The organism is Bacillus sp. UNC41MFS5, from assembly GCF_000686805.1.
In genome coordinates this window covers 962,571-984,005 of sequence record NZ_KK366017.1, presented here as the reverse complement: position 1 = coordinate 984,005, position 21,435 = coordinate 962,571, and the positions used below count along the sequence as shown (strand labels likewise).

12 protein-coding genes are annotated in these 21,435 nt (G+C 38.0%); 1 reads left to right on the top strand and 11 read right to left on the bottom strand.

The window, feature by feature from the left end:
- Window positions 1–124: 124 nt before the first annotated feature.
- Window positions 125–2,167, bottom strand: a complete 2,043-nt coding sequence (locus tag BR30_RS0121125) for a glycoside hydrolase family 3 protein (protein WP_051633709.1) — start codon at window positions 2,165–2,167, stop codon at window positions 125–127.
- A gap of 284 nt (window positions 2,168–2,451) precedes the next feature.
- Here BR30_RS0121125 and BR30_RS0121120 point away from each other — a divergent pair, with 284 nt between their 5' ends.
- Complete coding sequence (locus BR30_RS0121120; RefSeq protein ID WP_026566728.1) at window positions 2,452–3,882, top strand: PQQ-dependent sugar dehydrogenase; 1,431 nt, start codon at window positions 2,452–2,454, stop codon at window positions 3,880–3,882.
- Between the two features lie 323 nt (window positions 3,883–4,205).
- Here BR30_RS0121120 and BR30_RS0121115 read toward each other — a convergent pair whose 3' ends face one another.
- The 10 genes from BR30_RS0121115 to chvE form a co-directional block, all read right to left on the bottom strand.
- Window positions 4,206–4,409, bottom strand: a complete 204-nt coding sequence (locus BR30_RS0121115; protein ID WP_026566727.1) for an aspartyl-phosphate phosphatase Spo0E family protein — start codon at window positions 4,407–4,409, stop codon at window positions 4,206–4,208.
- A gap of 134 nt (window positions 4,410–4,543) precedes the next feature.
- Window positions 4,544–7,582, bottom strand: a complete 3,039-nt coding sequence (locus BR30_RS34170) for an immunoglobulin-like domain-containing protein (RefSeq protein ID WP_051633708.1) — start codon at window positions 7,580–7,582, stop codon at window positions 4,544–4,546.
- Window positions 7,583–7,611: 29 nt separating this feature from the next.
- A complete protein-coding gene (gene yjfF, locus BR30_RS34165) occupies window positions 7,612–8,637 on the bottom strand; it encodes a galactofuranose ABC transporter, permease protein YjfF (protein ID WP_051633707.1) in 1,026 nt (341 codons plus the stop codon).
- Window positions 8,615–9,697, bottom strand: a complete 1,083-nt coding sequence (locus tag BR30_RS0121100; protein ID WP_035445775.1) for an ABC transporter permease — start codon at window positions 9,695–9,697, stop codon at window positions 8,615–8,617. The genes yjfF and BR30_RS0121100 overlap by 23 nt, the downstream gene beginning before the upstream one ends.
- Window positions 9,687–11,219: a sugar ABC transporter ATP-binding protein gene (locus BR30_RS0121095; protein ID WP_035445774.1), complete on the bottom strand. Its 1,533-nt coding sequence runs from the start codon at window positions 11,217–11,219 to the stop codon at window positions 9,687–9,689. Before BR30_RS0121095 ends, BR30_RS0121100 begins: the two co-directional genes overlap by 11 nt.
- A gap of 80 nt (window positions 11,220–11,299) precedes the next feature.
- Window positions 11,300–12,301, bottom strand: coding sequence for an ABC transporter substrate-binding protein (locus BR30_RS0121090; RefSeq protein ID WP_026566724.1), 1,002 nt, complete (start codon window positions 12,299–12,301; stop codon window positions 11,300–11,302).
- 221 nt (window positions 12,302–12,522) lie between these two features.
- Window positions 12,523–17,037: a family 43 glycosylhydrolase gene (locus tag BR30_RS34160; RefSeq protein WP_051633706.1), complete on the bottom strand. Its 4,515-nt coding sequence runs from the start codon at window positions 17,035–17,037 to the stop codon at window positions 12,523–12,525.
- Between the two features lie 288 nt (window positions 17,038–17,325).
- Window positions 17,326–18,549 (bottom strand): multiple monosaccharide ABC transporter permease, encoded by a 1,224-nt coding sequence (gene mmsB, locus BR30_RS0121080; RefSeq protein ID WP_026566723.1) that lies wholly within the window; start codon window positions 18,547–18,549, stop codon window positions 17,326–17,328.
- Window positions 18,550–18,562: 13 nt separating this feature from the next.
- Complete coding sequence (gene mmsA / locus BR30_RS0121075; protein WP_026566722.1) at window positions 18,563–20,092, bottom strand: multiple monosaccharide ABC transporter ATP-binding protein; 1,530 nt, start codon at window positions 20,090–20,092, stop codon at window positions 18,563–18,565.
- Between the two features lie 79 nt (window positions 20,093–20,171).
- On the bottom strand, window positions 20,172–21,245 hold the full coding sequence (gene chvE / locus BR30_RS0121070; protein ID WP_026566721.1) for a multiple monosaccharide ABC transporter substrate-binding protein: 1,074 nt from the start codon (window positions 21,243–21,245) through the stop codon (window positions 20,172–20,174).
- Window positions 21,246–21,435 lie beyond the last annotated feature (190 nt).

Here is a 21,435-nt window from a genome sequence, read left to right as displayed (position 1 = left end):
ACCACAAAGAAGGGAAACGCGATAATACGTTTCCCTTCTTTGTTTTATTTTGTTAGAAAAGAGAAAAATACTAATCTTGTAGTTCAAAGGTTGATACCGATGATACCCCTCTTTCTATTTCAGCTTACTTCTTGTCGTAGCTCAAACCGAAGCCGAGTGTGTAATCGTCACCAACCTCATTTGTGTAGGTGTAGTCGAACGATTCATCATAACCTGGGACGTCAGAAGCATTTTTATTTACAGCTTCCTGGTTAGCTGGAATTGTAATTGGCAGTTTTCCAGTTGGGTTAAAGCGACCACGAAGCACATCTAGAAGTGCCTCACCACTAACGTTGTAAGTTGCAACTACAGCGGCAGCATCTGTCTCGACCTCATCGATTATCCACGGATTATTCATATTGATAACAAGTGTGGTTGGTACTTTGTTCTCAATCTCCTTAACTCTTTCAACGTCAATACCAGTAGGTGTACCCAGCTTGATATCTACCGGGGCGTTAAGGTTGATTGGGTCTTCAAAAGGACTTGGTCGCAACATGACGAGGGCGGCACTTGCCTCTTCAAGCGTGTTAACGATGGTTACTGATGGATCTTCCTTAGCAATGAGTTCCTTCAAGGCAGATGTCCTAGTGAGACTATCTTTCCCTGCAAAAACCTCAACATAAAGCTTTGTATCTACTATTTTTGCGTCAGTCAGCGGCAACATATTCTCGTTATTGCGGAGGAGTGTGACCGACTTAAGGTGAGCCTCGTTTGCACGTGCCTGAGACTCAGATGAGTCAGCAAGTGCCTGGGCTTTTTCTGGATCAGTATATGGATCCTCAAACAGACCAAGGTTAAACATCTCAGTAAGTAAATGCGCTACTGATGGGTCAAGGTCCTTTTCTTTGACCAGCCCTTTATTGACTGCAGAAATCAACCCGCTTGGATCGTTATTGTCTGAGAAGATATTCGTTCCAGCATCAATGGCCTTTGCGAACTTTTCCTCGATTGTTAGATCATGTACTCCCCAGTCACGGTTAGTCAGTACACCGCTATCGCTGTTAACGTATCCTTTGAAGCCCATCTCGCCGCGAAGCAAGTCAGTAATGATTTTCTTGTTATAAGCCCCCGCTACTTCCTCGAACTGCTGTGTCTCAGAGTACCAAAGCTCTTTTGGGAGCTGCGCAGCACTCATATCGTTTTTAGGTACGTTATAGTAGGACATAACCGAGCTTGCTCCAGCGTCAATCGCTGCTTGGAATGGTGGAAGCTGATACTTGTACAAGCTTCCCTCTGTCGGGTAGATTGCCCACTGACCTTGCTCATTGTGTGGATCAAGGCCATTGAGGACCGCACCGTCACCTGGGAAATGTTTAATCGTCTGGGCCACAGACTGGCTGCTGAGCTCCTCTCCTTGGAAGCCGAGTACTAACTCACGTGCAATCTCCGCGTTCAACGTTGGATCCTCGCCAAAGGTACCAGATATGCGGCGCCAGCGCGGTTCGGTCGCAGTCTCAATCTGGTAGCCGTAATTCTTCTGGATTCCGGATGCTCTCCATTCATCTCGGGCAATCTCTGCAAAATCACGGATTAGGTCAATGTCGCGAGTTGCCGCTAGACCAAGGGTGCCTGGCCAAGAGGAGAACTGACCAGATGCCTCACTTATTCCAAACTGATTTTGCTCATTGATATGGTTACGCGGATTTGAAGTGAAAACGAGTGGGATACCTAACTTTGTAGCCTCTGCAATCTCCTGGTAGGAGTTCGCCCGCTTTGCTAACTCTTCAGCTGTAGGGTTGTCTCGAATAATCATGTAGCGAATATGTCGGTTATTGACATAATCATTAACTATTCCTGTGTTAGCACCTAATGAAGTGATCTGCATGATCCCGGTCTTCTCCTCCATGCTCATACGTGGAAGAAGGTCATTCACACGCTTTTCAGTCGACAAGCGCCAGTCCTCGTACTTGTCAAGCTTTCCATTGGCATTGAGATCTTTGAACTCGCGCTGTCCAATCTTAATAATAGGCTTAACATGAGCTTCAACCGACGGAGACTTCTTGCCACCGGCGTTGGAATGGTCTGGTGGAGAAGCGGCTAATGCTCCTCCGGCAATAGAAGCTGCAGCGATAGTTGATACAAATGACCCCATTACAATTTTTCTTAAACGTTTGGATTTACTTGACAATAATTTCTACCTCCCTAAATTTGCCCCTCTAACTTAACTTGAAATACTGGTATTTACTTCTAGGTAGCACCTCCATAATCTAAAATTCCGCAGCGCCTGTGTAAGCGATTACATGTTAAATTATATAAAAATTTAGATAATTTTTAATTGTGATAACTTTATGTTTTTTTGTAATTTTATTAGACAATCCACGAACGATTCCCCAGCCCCCCTATTTGGTACTAATAGAACAGTTCTAATCATATTCTTATAAAAGATAATAATTAGAAGGGGTGTAAAGTTAGGTGAAAAAAGTTAGGGTTCGTTTACAGCCCATTGTTAGTAGGATAAATCTACCCACTGTTTTGAAAACTGCAATACTTCCAGGTGACTCTATTGAAAGATTATTTATTGCAACGCAGGTAGGAGAGATCTTTTACATAGGAAACGGAGCAATAAGGACATTTTTAGATATTCGCCCGCTGATTATAAAACTAGGTAGTTCTGAACAAGGTGTTTCTGGTCCTGGATATGATGAACGGGGATTGTTAGGGCTTGCGTTTCATCCCGAATTTTACAATAACGGTCTTTTTTATTTACATTACTCAGTAGCTGGAACACAAGGCCCTGGTACTCTTCCTGAAGGTTTTAATCCAAACCCGTGTGATCCCAAAACCTTAAACTTAACGTGGATAAATAGAGAAACCCAATATGATCATATTGATACTGTGGAGGAATGGATTTTACAATCGAATAGTCAACCGCAAAAACGACGGACATTACTTAACTTAAGAAGACCATATATGAATCATAATGGTTTCAATAGCTTAAACTTTTCCCCTGAAACAGGAAAACTTGTTTTAACAACCGGAGATGGTGGATCAGGTTATGATCCATTTAATTTAAGCCAAGATAATTTGGAAATAGCCGGTAAAATAATTGAAATTGATGTAGCAAAGAATACATTTATCAATAATCCACCTGTAGTCACACGTTTTAACGAACTTCCCTTATCTATTCAGGAATCCCTAACGGTAATGGCCAAAGGAGTCCGCAATATTCCAGGCATTTCATTTCAAAGGTTTTATAATCAATATATCAAATATGTGGGAAATGTCGGACAAGATCTCGTAGAGTCGATTTTTTCATTTGTTCATTATAAACCAATACCGGTTACTCAACTTGTTCAAACCTTTTTATTGAAAACTGAAATTGACCAAGAAGGATTTATTAACTTTGGCTGGCGAGGGTGGGAAGGTGCTTTTCCTACTTCTATTGTAAGGGGCTGCTCTGGAAATCCGAATTTGGATGAGAAAACAATTGCTTTTTACAGTGAAGCAGTGAACACTTCAGTGAAGCGTCTTCAGCCTCTAACTAGTTATTTTCATAAAGATCAAAGGCCCGATAAGTTTGGAGGAACGGCACTTACAGGAGTGCAGCCCTATCTGGGGAATGGAATCCCCGAATTAACGGGAAGCGTTTTGTTTACTGATCTTGCCCGAAAAGAAGCATCTCAATCCCCAGTTCGAGGGGTTTTAGCATATACCAGGGTAAGAACAGATGGTAAACTAAATGATTTTAGTGTGATTGAAGCTGATTATAATTTGGGGTCTCAATCAGCTTATTATGTTGGTTTGGGAACAAATCTGGATCAAACCAGACTATATTTAGGTGTCTATGGCTCTATGAAAGTGACTGATTATAACCAAGGTACTGTTTTTGAAATTATTCCATGATTCATAAAGTCGACTTACTACCAGGTAGAATCACTTATCTGCCAGGACAGACCATAAATATGAAAAATAAAGGTTCATCAATTCTGAAATAACGAATAAATCCCTTTTATATTAATTTTTTTATCTTTCACAGTTAATGCGGACTAAATGCACCCAGTAAACATTTTACCTATTTAAATAATTTGCAGTATTTATTTACTAAGTATCTGTTTTATCCATAAAAAAACCCCCTCCAAGTAATAGTGTAACACATGCAATTTGCATGGTTTTTACACTATCTACTTAACGGGGATCATAGAATCTAAAATACTTTATATGAATTGTTAGAACCTGACTACTGGTTTGTATTTAGGTACTTTGGGTAGATTTATTGAAAATTTATGAAAAAACAGAATTTCTTTATCTAACTTTTGACTAATAGATAATACATGCGGATCATTTAGTCCACTTACTTTTGCTAAATCATACATTGCCTGCTGGTATTCCATTATTTTCTTTTCGGTTTGTACCAATTTAAACAGTAACACTACCGTACCTCCTTTTTCTCCTCTCATTATGTCTTGATTTAATTTGGTTTTCCTGTTTATGGGCACTCAGTAACATTAATTCATAACGTATTTAACTACATGTTCACTATAAAAATTCCCTAACTGATGTATTTTCATTGAAATAAGAGATTACCCGTCAAATCAATCAAAATATTTGCCTGTTGTTCAGTAATTGCTTTCCCGCTTTGGGCTGACAACTCATTTACGTACGCCTTCAGTTTACCATCTACGGCCTGTTTATTATCTTTAGCGGCTGCTTCTTTTGCTGACTGGAGTTTTGCAACAAGTGAATGCGACACCCCATCCTTGCTTACAAAAGATTGAGTCAATCGGCTTAAGCTGTCAAAATCAACTGTTACCGTAAATTCGGTTTCAACTACCGCTGTATTTCCGGCTTTGTCAGTAGCCGTGGCCAAGAGTTTATGAACACCAACCCCGAAATCATAAGCATACCCTTCAGTCCTTGGACAATTCATGGAAGCAACCCCTGACAAATCATCAGCTGCAGTGCAGGTAATCGCTATCTTTGCATCTACTGGATAGGAACCAGCATTACCGATAAATTGAATCACCGGAGCAGTCGTATCTTTCTTGACATTAACCTCGCTAACGCCCATATAGCCGCCATCAACTGTCGTTGCGGTGATCTTTGCTATACCTTCCTTAAGAGCCGAAACGTTCCCATTTTCATCCACAGTCGCTACTTCTTCATTATTACTAGACCACAGGACCTCTTTAGTAATTGCATCATTAGGTGTTACAATTGCAGTCACCTGTTCTTTTTGTCCTTGTACTAGCTCCAATTTTTCCTTATCTACCGTAACGCCTGTTACTTTTTGAATGGGATCTTCGATTTTAACTTTGGGAACATTTGCAAGTAAAGCCTCGTGTTCCCGTTTTGTAACCGGCATTACTGTACCATGGCGAGGGCGTGAAGGTAACTTATAGTCTGTAGACATTTTCCACTCACCAGACTGTAAATTTGTAGTTTCAAAAGGCACATAGCCTTTACCGCCAAATTCATCTATAAACATGTACCACTTTTCTTCTGTATTCGATTTAAAGATGGTTGGTCCCTCACCAGCACCGATTGAACCTTTTCCGATTCCTTCTTTAATCAGATCGAAAGTAGGATCCAGAAGCGAATCACCAACCTCTGCAAAAATAAACTTACCGTTTGGAGAGGATGTTGTGTTGTTCCTTTCATCTTTTGTAAAACGATAGATTTTTCCGTCATGCTTAATGATGGTGGTATCAATAACTGAATATCCATAATCCATATAAACCTTTGGTTCTGTAAACGTATAGAAATCTCTTGTTTTGCTATACATCATTTTGTTGTAAGTAGAGCCGGTATGCGCTTCATTGTCATACAATTTGGAAGCCCAGTACACAATATACTCACCTGTCGTGTCATCATACGTAACTTCCGGAGCCCATGTATTGCCAGCCTCTTTTGGAGATACTTCTACCTTTCTTTGCTCTGACCAATTAATTAAATCAGTAGATTCCCAAACCATTATAGAGCGGCTGCCTGTCCTTTGGGATCTGTCCCAATTCCAATCTCCATTAATTTTTAAATCCGTGGAAATTAAATAGAACTTATCACCTTCAGGGGAACGAATGATAAATGGATCTCTAAGTCCTTTTTCACCCAAATTAGAAGTGATTGCTGGAGCCCCATTGTTTAACTCCTGCCATTTAAGTGGATTGTTTCCTTCACTTAAGGCAAAATAAATTTGTTCACCATTCGTATAACCTTCTCCTGTAAAATAACTGAAGACATATCCTTCATAGTTTTCCTTTTTCGGCATTTCTTTCACTTTAGCTAAAAACGCTTTTGTAATTGACTCCTTGTGTAATGTGAGAGTTGCCGTCAATTTAACCGTTTTATCACCTTCACCATTTCCAGGACGTTTCACCTCTCCAGTTGGTGTAATGATAGATGGGTCATTTGATTTCCATGTGATTGTAGAACCATTAGCTCCCGTTTTCGGTAACGTTAGATTGCCGCGAACATCATTAATGTTATGAACTTTCAAATCTTCTGCATCCATACGAACGGTCACTGAATCTTGAGGTTTCCTTAATACTGTAACGAGAAATTCTTTTGTCAAAGTCTTTGTACCATCCGATATAGTAGCTATAATTCCTACCGATTGGTCACCATCTTCATAAGAAGGTCTATTAACTTTACCATCATTTGTAATAATGTTTTGATTTTGTGATTCCCAAGTGATGGCTGTTCCAAATGCCCCATTTTTAGGGAAAGATAAATCCGAATTAATTTCGTCTTTGTTTTGGTTCTGATTGATAAAAATGGAGTAATCTAATTTTTCAGCCGCGTGATTTAACAGCAGTCCATCCATGGCAGCAATTTTTTTATCAGCTTCTTCTTTTAGTTTGCTTACTTCTGTAGCTGTCAAAGCTCCATTAAACACTTTAAAATCAGCGATCATGCCTCCAAAATATGGGTCAGCAGAATAAAAGGAACGCCCGATAAAACCACTTATTCCATTAACATTGTTGATTTGTGCTAGTGTATAACCGTTCGTAGAACCAGTCCCCACTTCAACCCCATCAATGTACAGCTTAATCGTTTTATCTACACCTGACATAACCGTAGTTATCAACTTCCATTCACTCGACTTTAACGGCCCAGTTGTTGCATTTGCACCTGCTTCATTCATCCAGCTTGTTATCCCGATTCCTGCTCTTGAAGAGCGGTCACCGGAATTGCGCTTCGGCGTCGTAAACAAATATTTGTTACTGTCCTGTCCTAACGCATATAACCATTCTGCTTCATTAACACCCTTCCAATTCACCAAAGAAGAAACGGTGATACTATCCAAATTATTTAATACACCTTTAGGCATTTCAATATATGAACTAGTAGAACCGCCCTTAAAGCTTATAACTCCTGCATCTGTCCCCTTAATTAGGTCAGCGTTTTGGGAATTCACGAGTTTTGCATTAAAATTCCCAGTGCTATCTTTCACTGTTGTACCTTCAATATTGTTCATATCATAATCAAGAATTACCTTTACTTCTTGTGGTTCCTCTGCAAATGTTGCTTGAGGAGCAATTCCTGACACAGTATTGAAGAGCATCATGGTTAATAAAAAAGTTGAAAATATTTTTTTCTTCTTCATGTTTCCCCTCCTGAATATAGGATTTTCCTTCATCTGTGATTTAAGGTAGCTAGTGCTTTTCTTTCTTTCCTTTTAATAATCGTTTTGTTTCTCTCACTCTGAATGACGATTATGCGTTGAAGTACGATAAATATAAACAACAAGACTCCAATAACAATTCTCGTCCACCATGAACTGAGCGTACCTTCAAACATGATAATGGTTTGAATAACTCCCATACTCAGCACGCCAAACATTGGTCCAACAACATATCCATACCCGCCGGTTAAAAGGATTCCACCTATGACACATGCTGCAATGGCATCCATTTCTAGACCTAATGCGTGAAGCCCATATCCAGACAACATATAGAAGGTGAAAACCAATCCTCCGAGGGCAGAACTAAAGCCACTGATAGCATAAATAAGAATTTTCGTTCTTACAACAGGCAGTCCCATAAGCATAGCCGATTGTTCATTTCCACCAATGGCGTAAACAGTCCGGCCAAACTCTGTGTATTTAGCCACATACATGGCAGCCAATACAAACACGATACTAATCAGTACACTTATGGAAATAAAATATTGGCCACCTAGCATAATCTTATAGTGAGATAGATTGGTAAATAACGGATCTGTGATAGTAATAGATTCGATGCTTATAAAATAACAAAGTCCTCTAGCCAAAAACAATCCTGCTAATGTAACAATCCATGGATGCAATTGAAAACGCTGAATGATGTATCCTTGTGCAAATCCAAATATGATTCCCATTAAAAGAACTACAACCATAACAATAATCGGGTTTGCACCTTTCTGAAGCATACTTGCGGACACCATAGTGGTTAACGCAACAACCGATCCAACTGACAAATCGATTCCACCAGATAATATGACAAATACTAATCCTGTAGCGATGATGATTAAAAAAGCATTGTCGATAAATAGATTCAGAAAGACTTGCAAGGATAAAAAGCCAGTATAACGAAAAGAACCTACACTAAATAAGGAAAGAAATAGAATGATGGTCGAAATTAACGTGATATTTAATTGACTAACTCGCAGCATGTTTCTCATTAGATTGAATTACTCCCTTCTTACGCTTGCTGCTCATTTTTAAGTTAAATAAGCTCCTGAATTTTTCCGATTGAACAAGCGATACGATAATGACCACAATTGCTTCTACCACGAGTATACTTTCTGGTGGAACTCCAGTGGAATAAATAGTTGTTTTTAACATCTGAAGGAAAAGAGCACCGATAATGGTTCCTGATAAGTAAAACCTTCCACCGTTCATTGAAGTACCACCAATAACGACAGCTAAAATTGCATCTAACTCCATCCATAATCCAGCGTTATTTCCATCTGCACTCTTCACATTCGAACTTATCAAGATTCCTGCAATCCCAGCACACAAACCACAGATTACATAAGCCCAGAAGATAATCTTCTTCGAATTAATTCCAGTAAATCGGCTGGATTCCATGTTTCCTCCTACCGACTCTAAAAACAATCCCATGGCGGTTTTTCTCATAAGCAAGTAAACTAGTAACCCCACTACCGCAGCAACAAAAATTGCAAACGGTATTCCTAAAAAGTATCCACCACCAAAAAAGCTAAACGGTTTATAGTACACAGTGATAATTTGTCCTTCACTGAACAGCTGCGCAATTCCCCGTCCAACTGTCATAAGGATAAGGGTGGCTACCATTGGTTGAACTCCTATTTTAGATACCAAAGCGCCATTCCACATTCCGCAAAGGACGGAAGCACCAAGGGCCGCAAGGATGGCTAGCGCCATAGGTGTATCACTTACATACTCTTGAACTCCATTGTTAACAACCAAGGTTCCTCCGATCAGGTAAGCTGCCATGGCACCTGATATTGCTACAACAGCTCCAACCGAGATATCCACTCCAGCTGTGGCAATAACTAAGGTCATACCGATAGATACAATAATAAGGGGAGCCGCCCGATTTAATATGTCAATTAGAGTTCCAAATAAATGACCATTCTTGATTTCAATGGTAAAAAAACCTGGAATATAAAAATAATTAAATACAAGTAATGCTAAAACGGCCATTAAAGGCCAAAATACCTTTGAATGCCTTAGTTTGTTCCATTGATTAAGAAACATTTGCGCCAGCTCCTGCTATAGTTTTCATAATAATATTTTCTGAAATATTCTCTCCGCGAAGCTGTCCAATCGGAGAACGGTCACGCATAACAATTACCCGATCGCAACAAGCTACTAATTCTTCCAATTCGGAGGAAATAAGCAACACCGTCATACCTTCATTAGCAAGTGTTCGGATTAATTTTTGAATTTCCGTCCGAGTACCTACGTCAATTCCACGAGTCGGTTCATCCAATATAAGCAACTTTGGATTGGTTGCCAGCCATCTCCCAAGTATTACTTTTTGTTGATTGCCTCCACTAAGGTTCCGAATTTGTTGTTCCATTGATGGAGTAGCTATTCGCAGCATATTAATATATTTATTAGCGATTTCTTCTTGTTCTTTTCTAGAGATATAATTGAATATGCCTCTTTTAGCCTGAAGAGCTAGAATCATGTTTTCCCTGATAGTTAATTCTCCAATGATGCCCTCTTTTTTACGATCTTCCGGACAAAATCCCATCCCTTGTTGTATAGCTTTTTTAGGATACATGGCCGAAATCTTTTTTTCATCTATATAAATGACACCATCGTCCGCTTTATCAATTCCAAATATCAGTCTAGCAGTTTCAGACCTGCCGGAACCAAGTAAACCAGCAAGACCAAGTACTTCCCCTTTTTTCATTTCCAGATCAAATGGCTCTATCGTGCCTTTTTTTCCTAGACTGACAGCTTTTAAGAAATGTTCTTCCTTTTTCTTTAATGAAGAACCTATGCTTTTGTTTTGTTTACTGTGTTCTTTTTCATCGATTTCTCTACCAACCATTTTAGTTACTAATTCTATCCTAGATAATTCACTCGTTTTGTACTCGCCAATGAATTTACCATTCCGAAGGACGGTGATACGATCCGTTATTTCATAGACTTGATCTAAGAAATGTGTGACAAATATGATTCCCATTCCTTCATCACGGAGCTTACGCATGATCTTAAACAACTGTTTTACTTCGTTTTCATCCAAACTCGCTGTCGGTTCATCCAAGATTAATACCCCTGCTGAAATATCAACTGCGCGAGCAATCGCAATCATTTGTTGAATGGCAACAGAGTATGAAGAGAGTAATTTAGTCGGATCAATATCGAGATTTACTCGCTGCAGGATTTCTTGTGATTTTTGATTCATTAACTTCCAATCGATTCTGCCGCCTTTTTTCGGTGGTCTGCCAATAAAAATATTTTCTGCTACTGTCAAGTTAGGGCATAAATTCACTTCCTGATAAACCGTGCTGATTCCAATATTTTGCGCATCTAGCGGAGATTTCGGCTCAATGTTCTTTTCGTCGAAAAGGATGGTTCCTCCGTCTAAATTGTGGACTCCGGTTAGCACTTTAATTAACGTCGATTTACCTGCACCGTTTTCACCCATGAGAGCATGAACTTCTCCTTTTCGAAGAGTAAAGTTAACGTCAGACAAAGCCTTCACTCCAGGAAAGGACTTTGTGACACCTTCCATGTATAGAATTGGTTTCTCTTGTATGAACATTGTTTTAATGCTCCTTTTGTTTATTTTATGAGTAATATAGGAGTTCCCAAATAAGAGAGCTCCTATAACTAAAAAAGCTTTTAATATTGTCGATTAGGGAATTCCTTCGCTGCATTAGTTGTATCAAAGATACCTTCTTCTGTCTTAATCCACTTTGGTAATTCTTTTCCTGCTTTAACATCCTTAATGGCTTGCATCAACTGTTCTCCTAATAATGGGTTACATTCAATAGAGGCATTTAACTTGCCAGCCATCATCGCCTCAAAAGCACCTTTTACACCATCAACAGAAATGATTTTGATATCTTTCCCTGGAGTTAAGCCATATTCTTCGATCGCTTGAATTGCACCGATTGCCATATCGTCATTGTGCGCATATACGACATTGATATTTTTTCCATCAGACTTTAAGAATGCTTCCATTACTTCTTTACCTTTAGTACGGGTAAAGTCACCTGTTTGAGATTTAATAATTTTGTAATTCGGATGAGCTTTGATTACTTCTTCAAATCCAGCTTTTCGGTCAATGGCAGGAGCAGAACCTACTGTTCCTTGGAGCTCAACGATATTTACCGACTTATCCGTTTTTACATTGTCCAACATCCATTGTGCTGCTTTCTTGCCTTCCTCAACGAAGTCTGATCCAATCATCGTTTTATAAAGGGATGGATCGGCATCTACAGCACGGTCAGTTAATATAACTGGAATACCTGCTGTTTTCGCTTCTTGAAGAACTGTATCAAAACCTGTTTGAACAACAGGAGAGAAAGCGATTACATCCACCTTCTGAGCAATAAACGAACGGATTGCTTTAATTTGGTTTTCCTGTTTTTGCTGGGCATCTGAGAACTTTAATTCGATTTGTGGATCTTTTTCTGCACTTTCTTTGACTGACTTAGTATTAGCTGTTCTCCACTCGCTTTCAGCTCCTACTTGTGAAAAACCAACTACAATCTTGCCATCTTTCCCACCGCCTGATCCACTACTAGCCTGTTGGTTGTTTCCAGCAGCGCATCCTGTCAATAATGAGATCGCAGTTGCTGTTGAAATTAATGCAGTAAACAATTTTTTAAATTTTTTCATTTGACTTCCCCCTTTAATATTTGAATCTATGTTAATTATAGAAAGATTTCCTAGTAATGTATTTTCAATGAAATGCATTTTTTTATAATATTCCGCATTCTTTTTGCTTCATTTTATAAATCAAGGAATAAAAGATTACTAGGAACAATGGGTGCATAAAAAAACAATAACTGTTTAAAAAAACAGTTATTGTTTTTGGTTTTATCTTTCGATCTGTGGATTTAATCTAAATAGAGCTTCCCAGACAAAGAAATCAAAATATTTGCCTGTTTGTCAGTGATTGTTTTCCCCATTTGAGCAGATAACTCATTTTGAAATGCCTTCAGTTTACCATCTACGGCCTGTTTATTTCCTTTGTCAGCTGCTTCTTTAGCTGAGTGAAGTTTCACCACTAGCGAATGTGACACCCCATCATTACTTACAAAAGACTGAGTCAACTTGCCTAAACTATCAAAATCTACCGTCACCTTAAACTCAGTTTCGATTTTCGCCGTATTACCAGCTTTATCTGTGGCTGATGCAATAATTTTATTAACCCCTAACTCGAAGCTATAGGCAGGTCCTTCGACACTTGGGCATTCTTTTGAAGCAATTCCGGACAAATCATCGATTGCACTGCAAGTGATTTTAATCAATGAATCAACGGAATAAGTATCCTGTAGTCCAATAAGTTGAATCACAGGAGTGGTCATATCAAGGGTTATCTTTTGTAGATACTTGTCACTGACATTTCCCGCGTGGTCGTTAAATTCAACGTAAACAGTCTTCTCCCCATCTCCTGAAGGCAAGGTGAATTCTTTTGCTGGCTTATACTCTTCCCATTCTGTCCAATCTTTAGCATTGGTGGAAAAACGAACCTGGTTCACGCCACTTAGTTTATCGGTTGCTTCAAGTGAAAGTGTAACATTCGGATCTTTTGTAAATTCCACACCAGAATTTATCGTAAACTTCCCTACAGGACCTTCTGAATCTACATAAACTGGATCAGTAATACCTGTTAAGGTAGGTTTTACTGGCTTTATAGTGCCATCTTCGTTAAATTCCATCTTATCAATCACCACTTCACGGTTAAAACCGTTGCCATCAGGCATTGCATGCCGTGCATAAACAATATAATATTCATCCGTGCCTGGGATGTTTAAAATAGAGTTATGACCTGGCCCTTTGATTCCAAGGCTTAAATCTTTACTCAGAATGACACCTTTCTTTGTCCATGGTCCCATTGGAGATGTCCCTGTTGCATAAGCAACCTGATAATTCTCGCTACCTGTATCATCTTCTGACCACATTAAGTAATAAGTACCGTTTCTTTTAAATACAACAGATCCCTCTCTAAAATTAGGCGGGGTCATCTTGACTGGAGTACTTTCAAAAGAAACCATATCATCATTTAGCTTTGCACCATAGAGATCACCATTACCCCAATAAAAGTACGATTCGCCATCATCATCTGTAAATACGTATGGATCAATGGCTTGGCCGGAATATTTTCCACTTGGCACCAATGGTTTGCCTAAAGCATCTTTAAATGGTCCTGTTGGTGTTGGTGCTGTTGCAACACCAATGTTGGCGTCTGCGCAGAAATAGTAATAATATTTTCCATTCTTTTCTGCGATTGCCGGTGCCCAAGCGCGCTTATCTGCCCATGTAACATCGTCAGTTGCTAAATCTAAGATTACACCCTCGTCTTTCCAATTTATTAAATCTTTTGAGGAGAATGCTTTAAATTGAGAACCTGACCAACCGGTAAAGCCATCTGTTGTAGGATAAATATAATAAGTATCACCAAAAACAGCGATCTGTGGATCTGCATAAAGTCCTGGCAAAGTACCTGATGGATATACTTTTAAACTTACAGTCCATTCCTGCCTATTTCCATCCTTGTCCGTCACCGTATAGGTAATAGGATTAGTAAAATCCTGTCCTTCACCTGACACTGGACTTACAGTAGATCCAGGTTTAATAGTTATAGTTGGAGCCAAATTAGTTATATCCAAACCTTGTCCTTCTTTAACAGGAACTAGAATTCTATGTGATTTAGAATCTATTTCAGCTTGACCTTTTTGACCAGGTACTACAAAATTGCCAATTCCAGTCGATTGAATAGACATTTCTAGAATTTCTTCTTCTGAAAGTGTACGATTATATACTTTTACGTTGTCGAAATAACCTTTGAAGTATTGGTCTCCTGAGTAAAAGGATTTACCTAAAAATGCTGATAATTGTGCACCTAAGTCTGTCATTGATACTGTTACATTGTTATTTTCAGCCACAAGTATCCCATTCTTATACATGGCCATACTTGTTGGTGTAATGACAAGTTTGATATTGAACCACTTGCTCTTAATAGAAGTGGTATTTGTTTTTACCTCTTGTTCCGATGACCAGCTAGTAGTCGTCATCGCATTTCTTATTTCCGTATCGCGTGTTCTTAAGAACATATATTTTTGGTCATTCTTTCCTATGGCAAAGGTAAAGAAGTTTCCTGATACCGTTTCCGGTTTAATATCCATAGAGATAGTCACCGTATTTCTTCCATCAAAGAAACCTGTCGGAAAGGCTGCAAATGTATTAGTTGTTCCATCGAGATATAATGCCTTTGAATCCTTTTCAGTATCTGTCACATAAGATGCATTTCCATTCAATGTACCTGTATGGCTATTTCCCGAATTATCCTGGATCGTCCTGTCTGTAGTGACTGTATCAAAGTTATACTCAAGAATTGGCTGTTCTTGTTCTTCTTCATCAGGCACTTTGACCACCTTATCCCATTTGGCCATTACAGTATCGTACTCTTCTTGTGTAAGATTGAGTACTGATCCATGTCTCTTACGGTTAGAATCCAAAGAATAGTCTGCAGCTGTTAATTTAGTGAACTGGCCACTTGCTAAATCAGATGTAATTAATGGAAGATACCCTTTTCCAGTCGCATACTGATCGACCATTAAATTCCATTCATTTCTATCATTGAATTTATAAATTAATGGCCCTTCAACGTCGGATCCTGTTAATCCTGTTGAAGATTGAATGGTGCCAATTTTTGACCAATCACCAAGAATTTGATTACTTTTTTCAATCGTAATTTGACCATCCCCTGAATAACGGTAATACATATTCCCATCTTCAATAATGGTTGTATCAATAATATGCTGACTACCAGGACGATCAATGAACAGCTTTGGTTCTGTGAAAGTATAAAAATCTCTTGTCTTTGCATAGTAGATGTTATGTGGTTCGAATACCCCTTGATCATTCTTCACAGTTGAAGCCCAGAATACTACGTATTCCCCTGTCTTTTCGTCATAAAATGCTTCTGGTGCCCATGCATCGCCTGCATTCGGTGGAGCTACCTCTACCATTCTTGGTTTAGACCAATTTACTAAATCTGTAGACTCCCAAATGATCAGCGATTTGCTTCCAGCCGTTTGTGCGGCACCCCAGCCTTTTCCGCTGGCAATTCTTAAATCTGTTGCAATAATGTAGAATTTGTCACCCTCGGCTGAGCGTACGATAGACGGGTCACGTACACCCTTTTCACCTACAACAGACGTTAATACTGGATCGCCCTCATTTAAATCTTTCCAGTGCAAACCATCTTTACTGCTAGCAAAATACATCTGCTCTCCATTTGCACTTTCACCAGTAAAGTGAGCAAATAAATAAGATGTGAAGTTCTTTTTTGCCGGTTTAGCCTTAACTGTAAGTGGTATTTGCTTTGTATCGCTTATTCCCTTATACTTGATTGTTGCTGTCAATGTTACTTTTGTATCAGTTTCCTGTCTTGTTACAACACCTGCAGGAGTCTTATCGTAATTTTCATTGATTCCTTCATTTACATTTACAACAGCTGCATTGTCCGTTTCCCAAGTAATTGTTGCACCTTTATCCGTACTTGTAGGTAATGTAATGTTTCCACGAATGTCATCTGCATTTGGAATTGTTAAGTTGGTTTTTGCTAATGCAACAATTTCCTCATCTGTTAAACCAGCATTCAGTTTTACCTCTTCTGATGATAATGTATAGTTATATACCTTAAAATCAGCTAATTTTCCAGTAAATGCTGCATCAGCTGTGTACAAGGATTTACCAATGTATCCGATAAAATTAGCTGTAGGGTCTGTCCCGGCTGCAAGTATATCCATTACCTTATACGTATGTGGTAGTGTTCCAACTTGTTGTCCATTTAAATAAAGGATAATTTCTCCTTCTTTAAATGTTGCTGTGAATGTATTATATTCACCTGACTTAATTGTTGCATTTTGGAAAAGAAGTTCCGTGCTAGAATTTTTAATCCCAAAACGAGTCGTTCCATTTCCTTGTTTTGGATTTAAAAAGATATAATTGTTAACATTCGGCCAAGATCCTTCCTTTGTCCCAAGGGTGTAAAGCCAATGGCCAGCACTTGTTGTTGTGCTAAATTTTGTTTCAATTGTAAATGTTTCATCATCAATAAGTCTTTTTGGTAATTTTACATATTTAGACTTATCTCCTGTGAAGTTCAGAATTGTATTGCCTTGATCTTCTATGAAATCTCCATCTTGAAACCCAAGATATTCTGCGTCAAATCCATTATTCGTAATATCTGTCAACTTACCATCCGCTCTCGACATATCATAGTGAGCGATTAAGCGATTTTCTGTACTGCCAATCTCCTCCGCTTGAATTACCGGTTTTGGGACCAGTGAAAATACCATTAATACAGTTAAAAATAATGAAAAATACTGCTTACCTTTCATTTCTTTCCTCCTCTATTTTTTCTTCACTCTTTTTACAGGAAGCTATACTCCTTTCTCTTTTAGATAATTTTAAAAAAAAACCACAAAAGCTGTATTTATAAAAAACATCGATTGTTTATAATAATTGGCTATTTTTTGATGAAGCATAATGGGATTGTATTACTAAAACACGGAGCAAGGATAGTAGACTGGTAGGAGTCATTGCCCTAATTAAATTTGTTAATAATGAAAAATAGACCCTAAAACCATATATTTAATGGTTTTGAGGTCTATTCATTAGAGACTTAATTATGAAGATTTATTTTTATTATAAATATCAAAAGCTACAGCAGCTAATAATACAAGCCCTTTGATACCTTGCTGCCAATCTATGCCTAAACCTAGTATGGACATTCCGTTATTCATGACACCCATAACTAGACCGCCAATAATAGCACCTGGCACCGTACCGATTCCACCATATGCTGAAGCCCCGCCAATAAAACAAGCCGCAATGGCATCTAGTTCAAAAAGATTTCCTGCTCTAGGTGTTGCAGCGTTTAATCGTGCAGCAAACAGAAGTCCAGATAGTGCAGATAACACTCCCATATTTACAAAGACCCAGAATGTAACACGCTTTGTTTTTACCCCAGATAACTGGGCTGCTTTTTCATTTCCACCAATCGCATAAATGTGACGCCCTGCTATTGTTTTTGTGGTAATAAATTGATAAGCCAAGATTAATAAAGCCAAGATAACCAAAATATTTGGAATTCCTTCGTAAGTAGCAAGAACATAAACAAATACATTGATCAATGCAACTAATGCAATAATCTTCAAAATAAAAATTCCTGCAGGTGAAACTTCGAAATTGTATTTTATTTCAGTTTTTCTAGTTTTCAATTCATTGAAAATTAGAATTACTGATAATAGAGCTCCTATTACAAGAGTTAAAATATGAAGGTTGGCTCCGCCAAACACATCTGGAATGAAACCAGAGCTGATTTTTTGAAATGCTTCAGGAAAAGGGGCGATCGATTTGCCCTCTAAAACTACCATAGTTAATCCTCTAAACAAAAGCATACCTGCTAGGGTAACAATAAAGGCAGGAATTTTTACATAGGCCACCCAAAATCCTTGCCAGGCACCAATAAGCGCACCAATTAATAACGAAATAATAATTGCAACTGATGTTGGAACTTCATGATTTACCATTAAAATTGCAGATATAGCCCCGATAAATGCAGCTATTGAACCTACCGATAGGTCAATATGGCCGGTAATTATTACTAAAATCATTCCTATTGCCAACACTAATATATAGCTATTTTGCAAGATTAAATTTGTTATATTTAACGGTCTTAACAAAATGCCATCGGTTAGAACCTGGAAAAGAATCATGATTGAAACTAGAGCCAGAATCATGCTGTATTGTCTCATATTATTTTTGAACAGTTGAGAAAGCAGATTTCCTTTCGGTTCACGATCTGTAACATTCCCGTTTTCAGATGTTTTTTGTGTTAACGTTTGCATGTTTTCCTACCCCCTAAACTCTACTTTTAGTCATATATTTCATAATACGTTCCTGAGTTGCTTCTTCTTTGGAAACTTCTCCAGTTATTCTGCCTTCATTCATTACATACACTCGGTCACAAATCCCAAGAATTTCTGGTAGTTCTGAAGAAATGACTAAAATCCCTTTTCCGTCTGAAGCCAACTGATTAATAATCGTGTATATTTCATACTTTGCGCCTACATCAATGCCACGGGTAGGCTCATCTAAAATCAGAATGTCAGGCTCTGAAAAAATCCATTTACTTAATACAACTTTTTGTTGATTTCCACCACTTAGATTTCCAGTTTTCTGATGAATACTAGGAGTTTTGATCTTTAATTTTTCACGAAATTGTTCAGATTCAATAATTTCTTGATTCTTATTAATAACAAATTTATTTGTTATCTTATTAAGACTGGCTAATGTAATGTTTTGTTTAATGTCATCCATTAAAATTAGCCCGTTCCCCTTTCGATCTTCAGAAACATAAGCGATTCCATCTTCGATTGCCTGACTTACATTATTCAAATGGATTTCTTTACTATCCTTATATATTTGTCCTGTTATTTTCTTTCCGTACGATTTCCCAAAGATACTCATTGCCAACTCTGTTCTTCCAGCCCCCATCAAGCCGGCTATACCAACAATCTCACCTTTACGAATATGAAAATTCACATTATCAATAGATTTTTGATTCGTATGCAATGGGTGAAAAACATTCCAGTTTTTTACTTCAAAAATAGTATTTCCTATTTTCGCTTCCCTTTTTGGATAGCGATTCGTTAATTCTCTTCCAACCATTCCCTTGATAATTCTATCCTCTGAAATTTTATCTTTTTTCATATCTAGTGTTTCTACGGTTTGACCGTCACGCAGAATGGTGATGGAGTCCGCCACTTTGGAAATTTCATTTAATTTATGCGATATAATAATGGCTGACATGCCTTGTTTTTTTAATTCTAATAACAGATTCAATAGATTTTCACTGTCGTGTTCATTTAAAGCAGCCGTAGGTTCATCCAATATTAATAATTTTACATTTTTAGAAAGTGCCTTCGCTATTTCAGTTAATTGTTGTTTTCCAACGCCCAAGTTTGCCGTTTTTGTATTTGGTGATTCGTTTAATCCTACCTTTTGCAGCAGTTCTCTCGTTCTTAACACGGTTTCATTCCAATTGATAATTCCATTTTTCGACTGTTCATTACCAAGGAAGATATTTTCAGCAATCGATAGGTATGGAATCAATGCGAGTTCTTGGTGAATAATAACAATCCCTAATTCTTCACTTTGTTTGATGTCCTTGAATTTACAAACGGTTCCATTAAACAGAATGTCCCCAGTGTACGAACCATGTGGGTAGACACCACTCAATACCTTCATTAGTGTGGATTTCCCAGCCCCATTTTCTCCACATAAAGCGTGAATTTCACCCTCCTTTATCTTCAAATTTACATTTTGAAGTGCTTTGACTCCTGGGAACTCTTTTGTAATATTCTTCATTTCTAATATAATCTTTGACATATTTCACCACACCCTCACAATTTGATAAAATGAGTTAGTGACAGATAATCAACAGTCACTAACTCATTTCCATCACTCATTATTTACTCAGTTCTTCCTTTTTGTAATATCCCGAGTCAACTAGTACAGACTCATAGTTAGTTTTATCAACAGAAACAGGTTCTAATAGATAGGACGGAACGACTTTTTTTCCATTGTCGTACGTTTTGGTATCATTCACTTCAGCTTTTTTGCCCTTTAAAACGGCATCAGCCATAGAAACAGCTTTTTTGGCCAATTCCCTCGTGTCTTTAAATACCGTTTGTGTCTGTTCACCATTTATTATTGATTTAATAGAAGCTAGTTCAGCATCTTGTCCAGTGATAACAGGAAGTGGCTTAGCAGCTGATCCATATCCAACACCTTTTAATGATGATATGATACCAATGCTAATTCCATCATATGGAGATAAAACCGCATCCACCTTGTCAGAAGTATAGTGAGCACTTAATAGATTATCCATCCTAGCTTGTGCAACTGCGCCGTCCCATCTTAATGTGGCACCTTGATCAAATGAATTTTGACCGCTTTTCACGACTAATTTCCCCGATTCAATGTACGGCTTTAATACTGACATGGCGCCATCAAAGAAGAAATAAGCATTATTATCATCTGGTGAGCCTGCAAATAACTCGATATTGAATGGGCCCTTTCCTGCTTTTAAACCTAATTTTTCTTCAATGTAAGAGCCTTGTTGAACACCTACTTTAAAGTTGTCAAATGTTGCATAGTAGCTGACATATTTGCTGTTTTTAATTAAACGATCATATGCAATGACTTTAATTTCTTGCTTGTTTGCTTTGTCTAAAACATCTGTTAATGCTTCACCGTCAATTGACGCAATTACTAAAACGTTTACACCTTTTGTAATCATATTCTCGATTTGAGATACCTGATTCTCTACGACGTCTTCTGCATATTGCAAGTCCACTTTATACCCTAACTTTTCAAATTCTTTTTTCATATTTTGACCGTCACTTACCCATCTTTCCGATGACTTTGTAGGCATTGCAATACCTACAAATCCGCTATCTCCACTTGTACTTTTACTTCCACATGCTGCCAACGAAAATAACAATGTTATTAACATAAATACCGACAACAATTTTTTCATCTGAATCGCCCCTTTGTTTTTTAGATTTTATTCTTTTCCTTGTTATGAATATATCACCCTATCATTTTTACGTCTTTTCAATAAAACAACTATTTTTATAAAAATTTAACTTACTTTTAAGCGCTTTCAATAATTGCCAGATTACAAAAAAGGACAGTCCAAATTATTTCATTTGGACTGTCCTAAAATT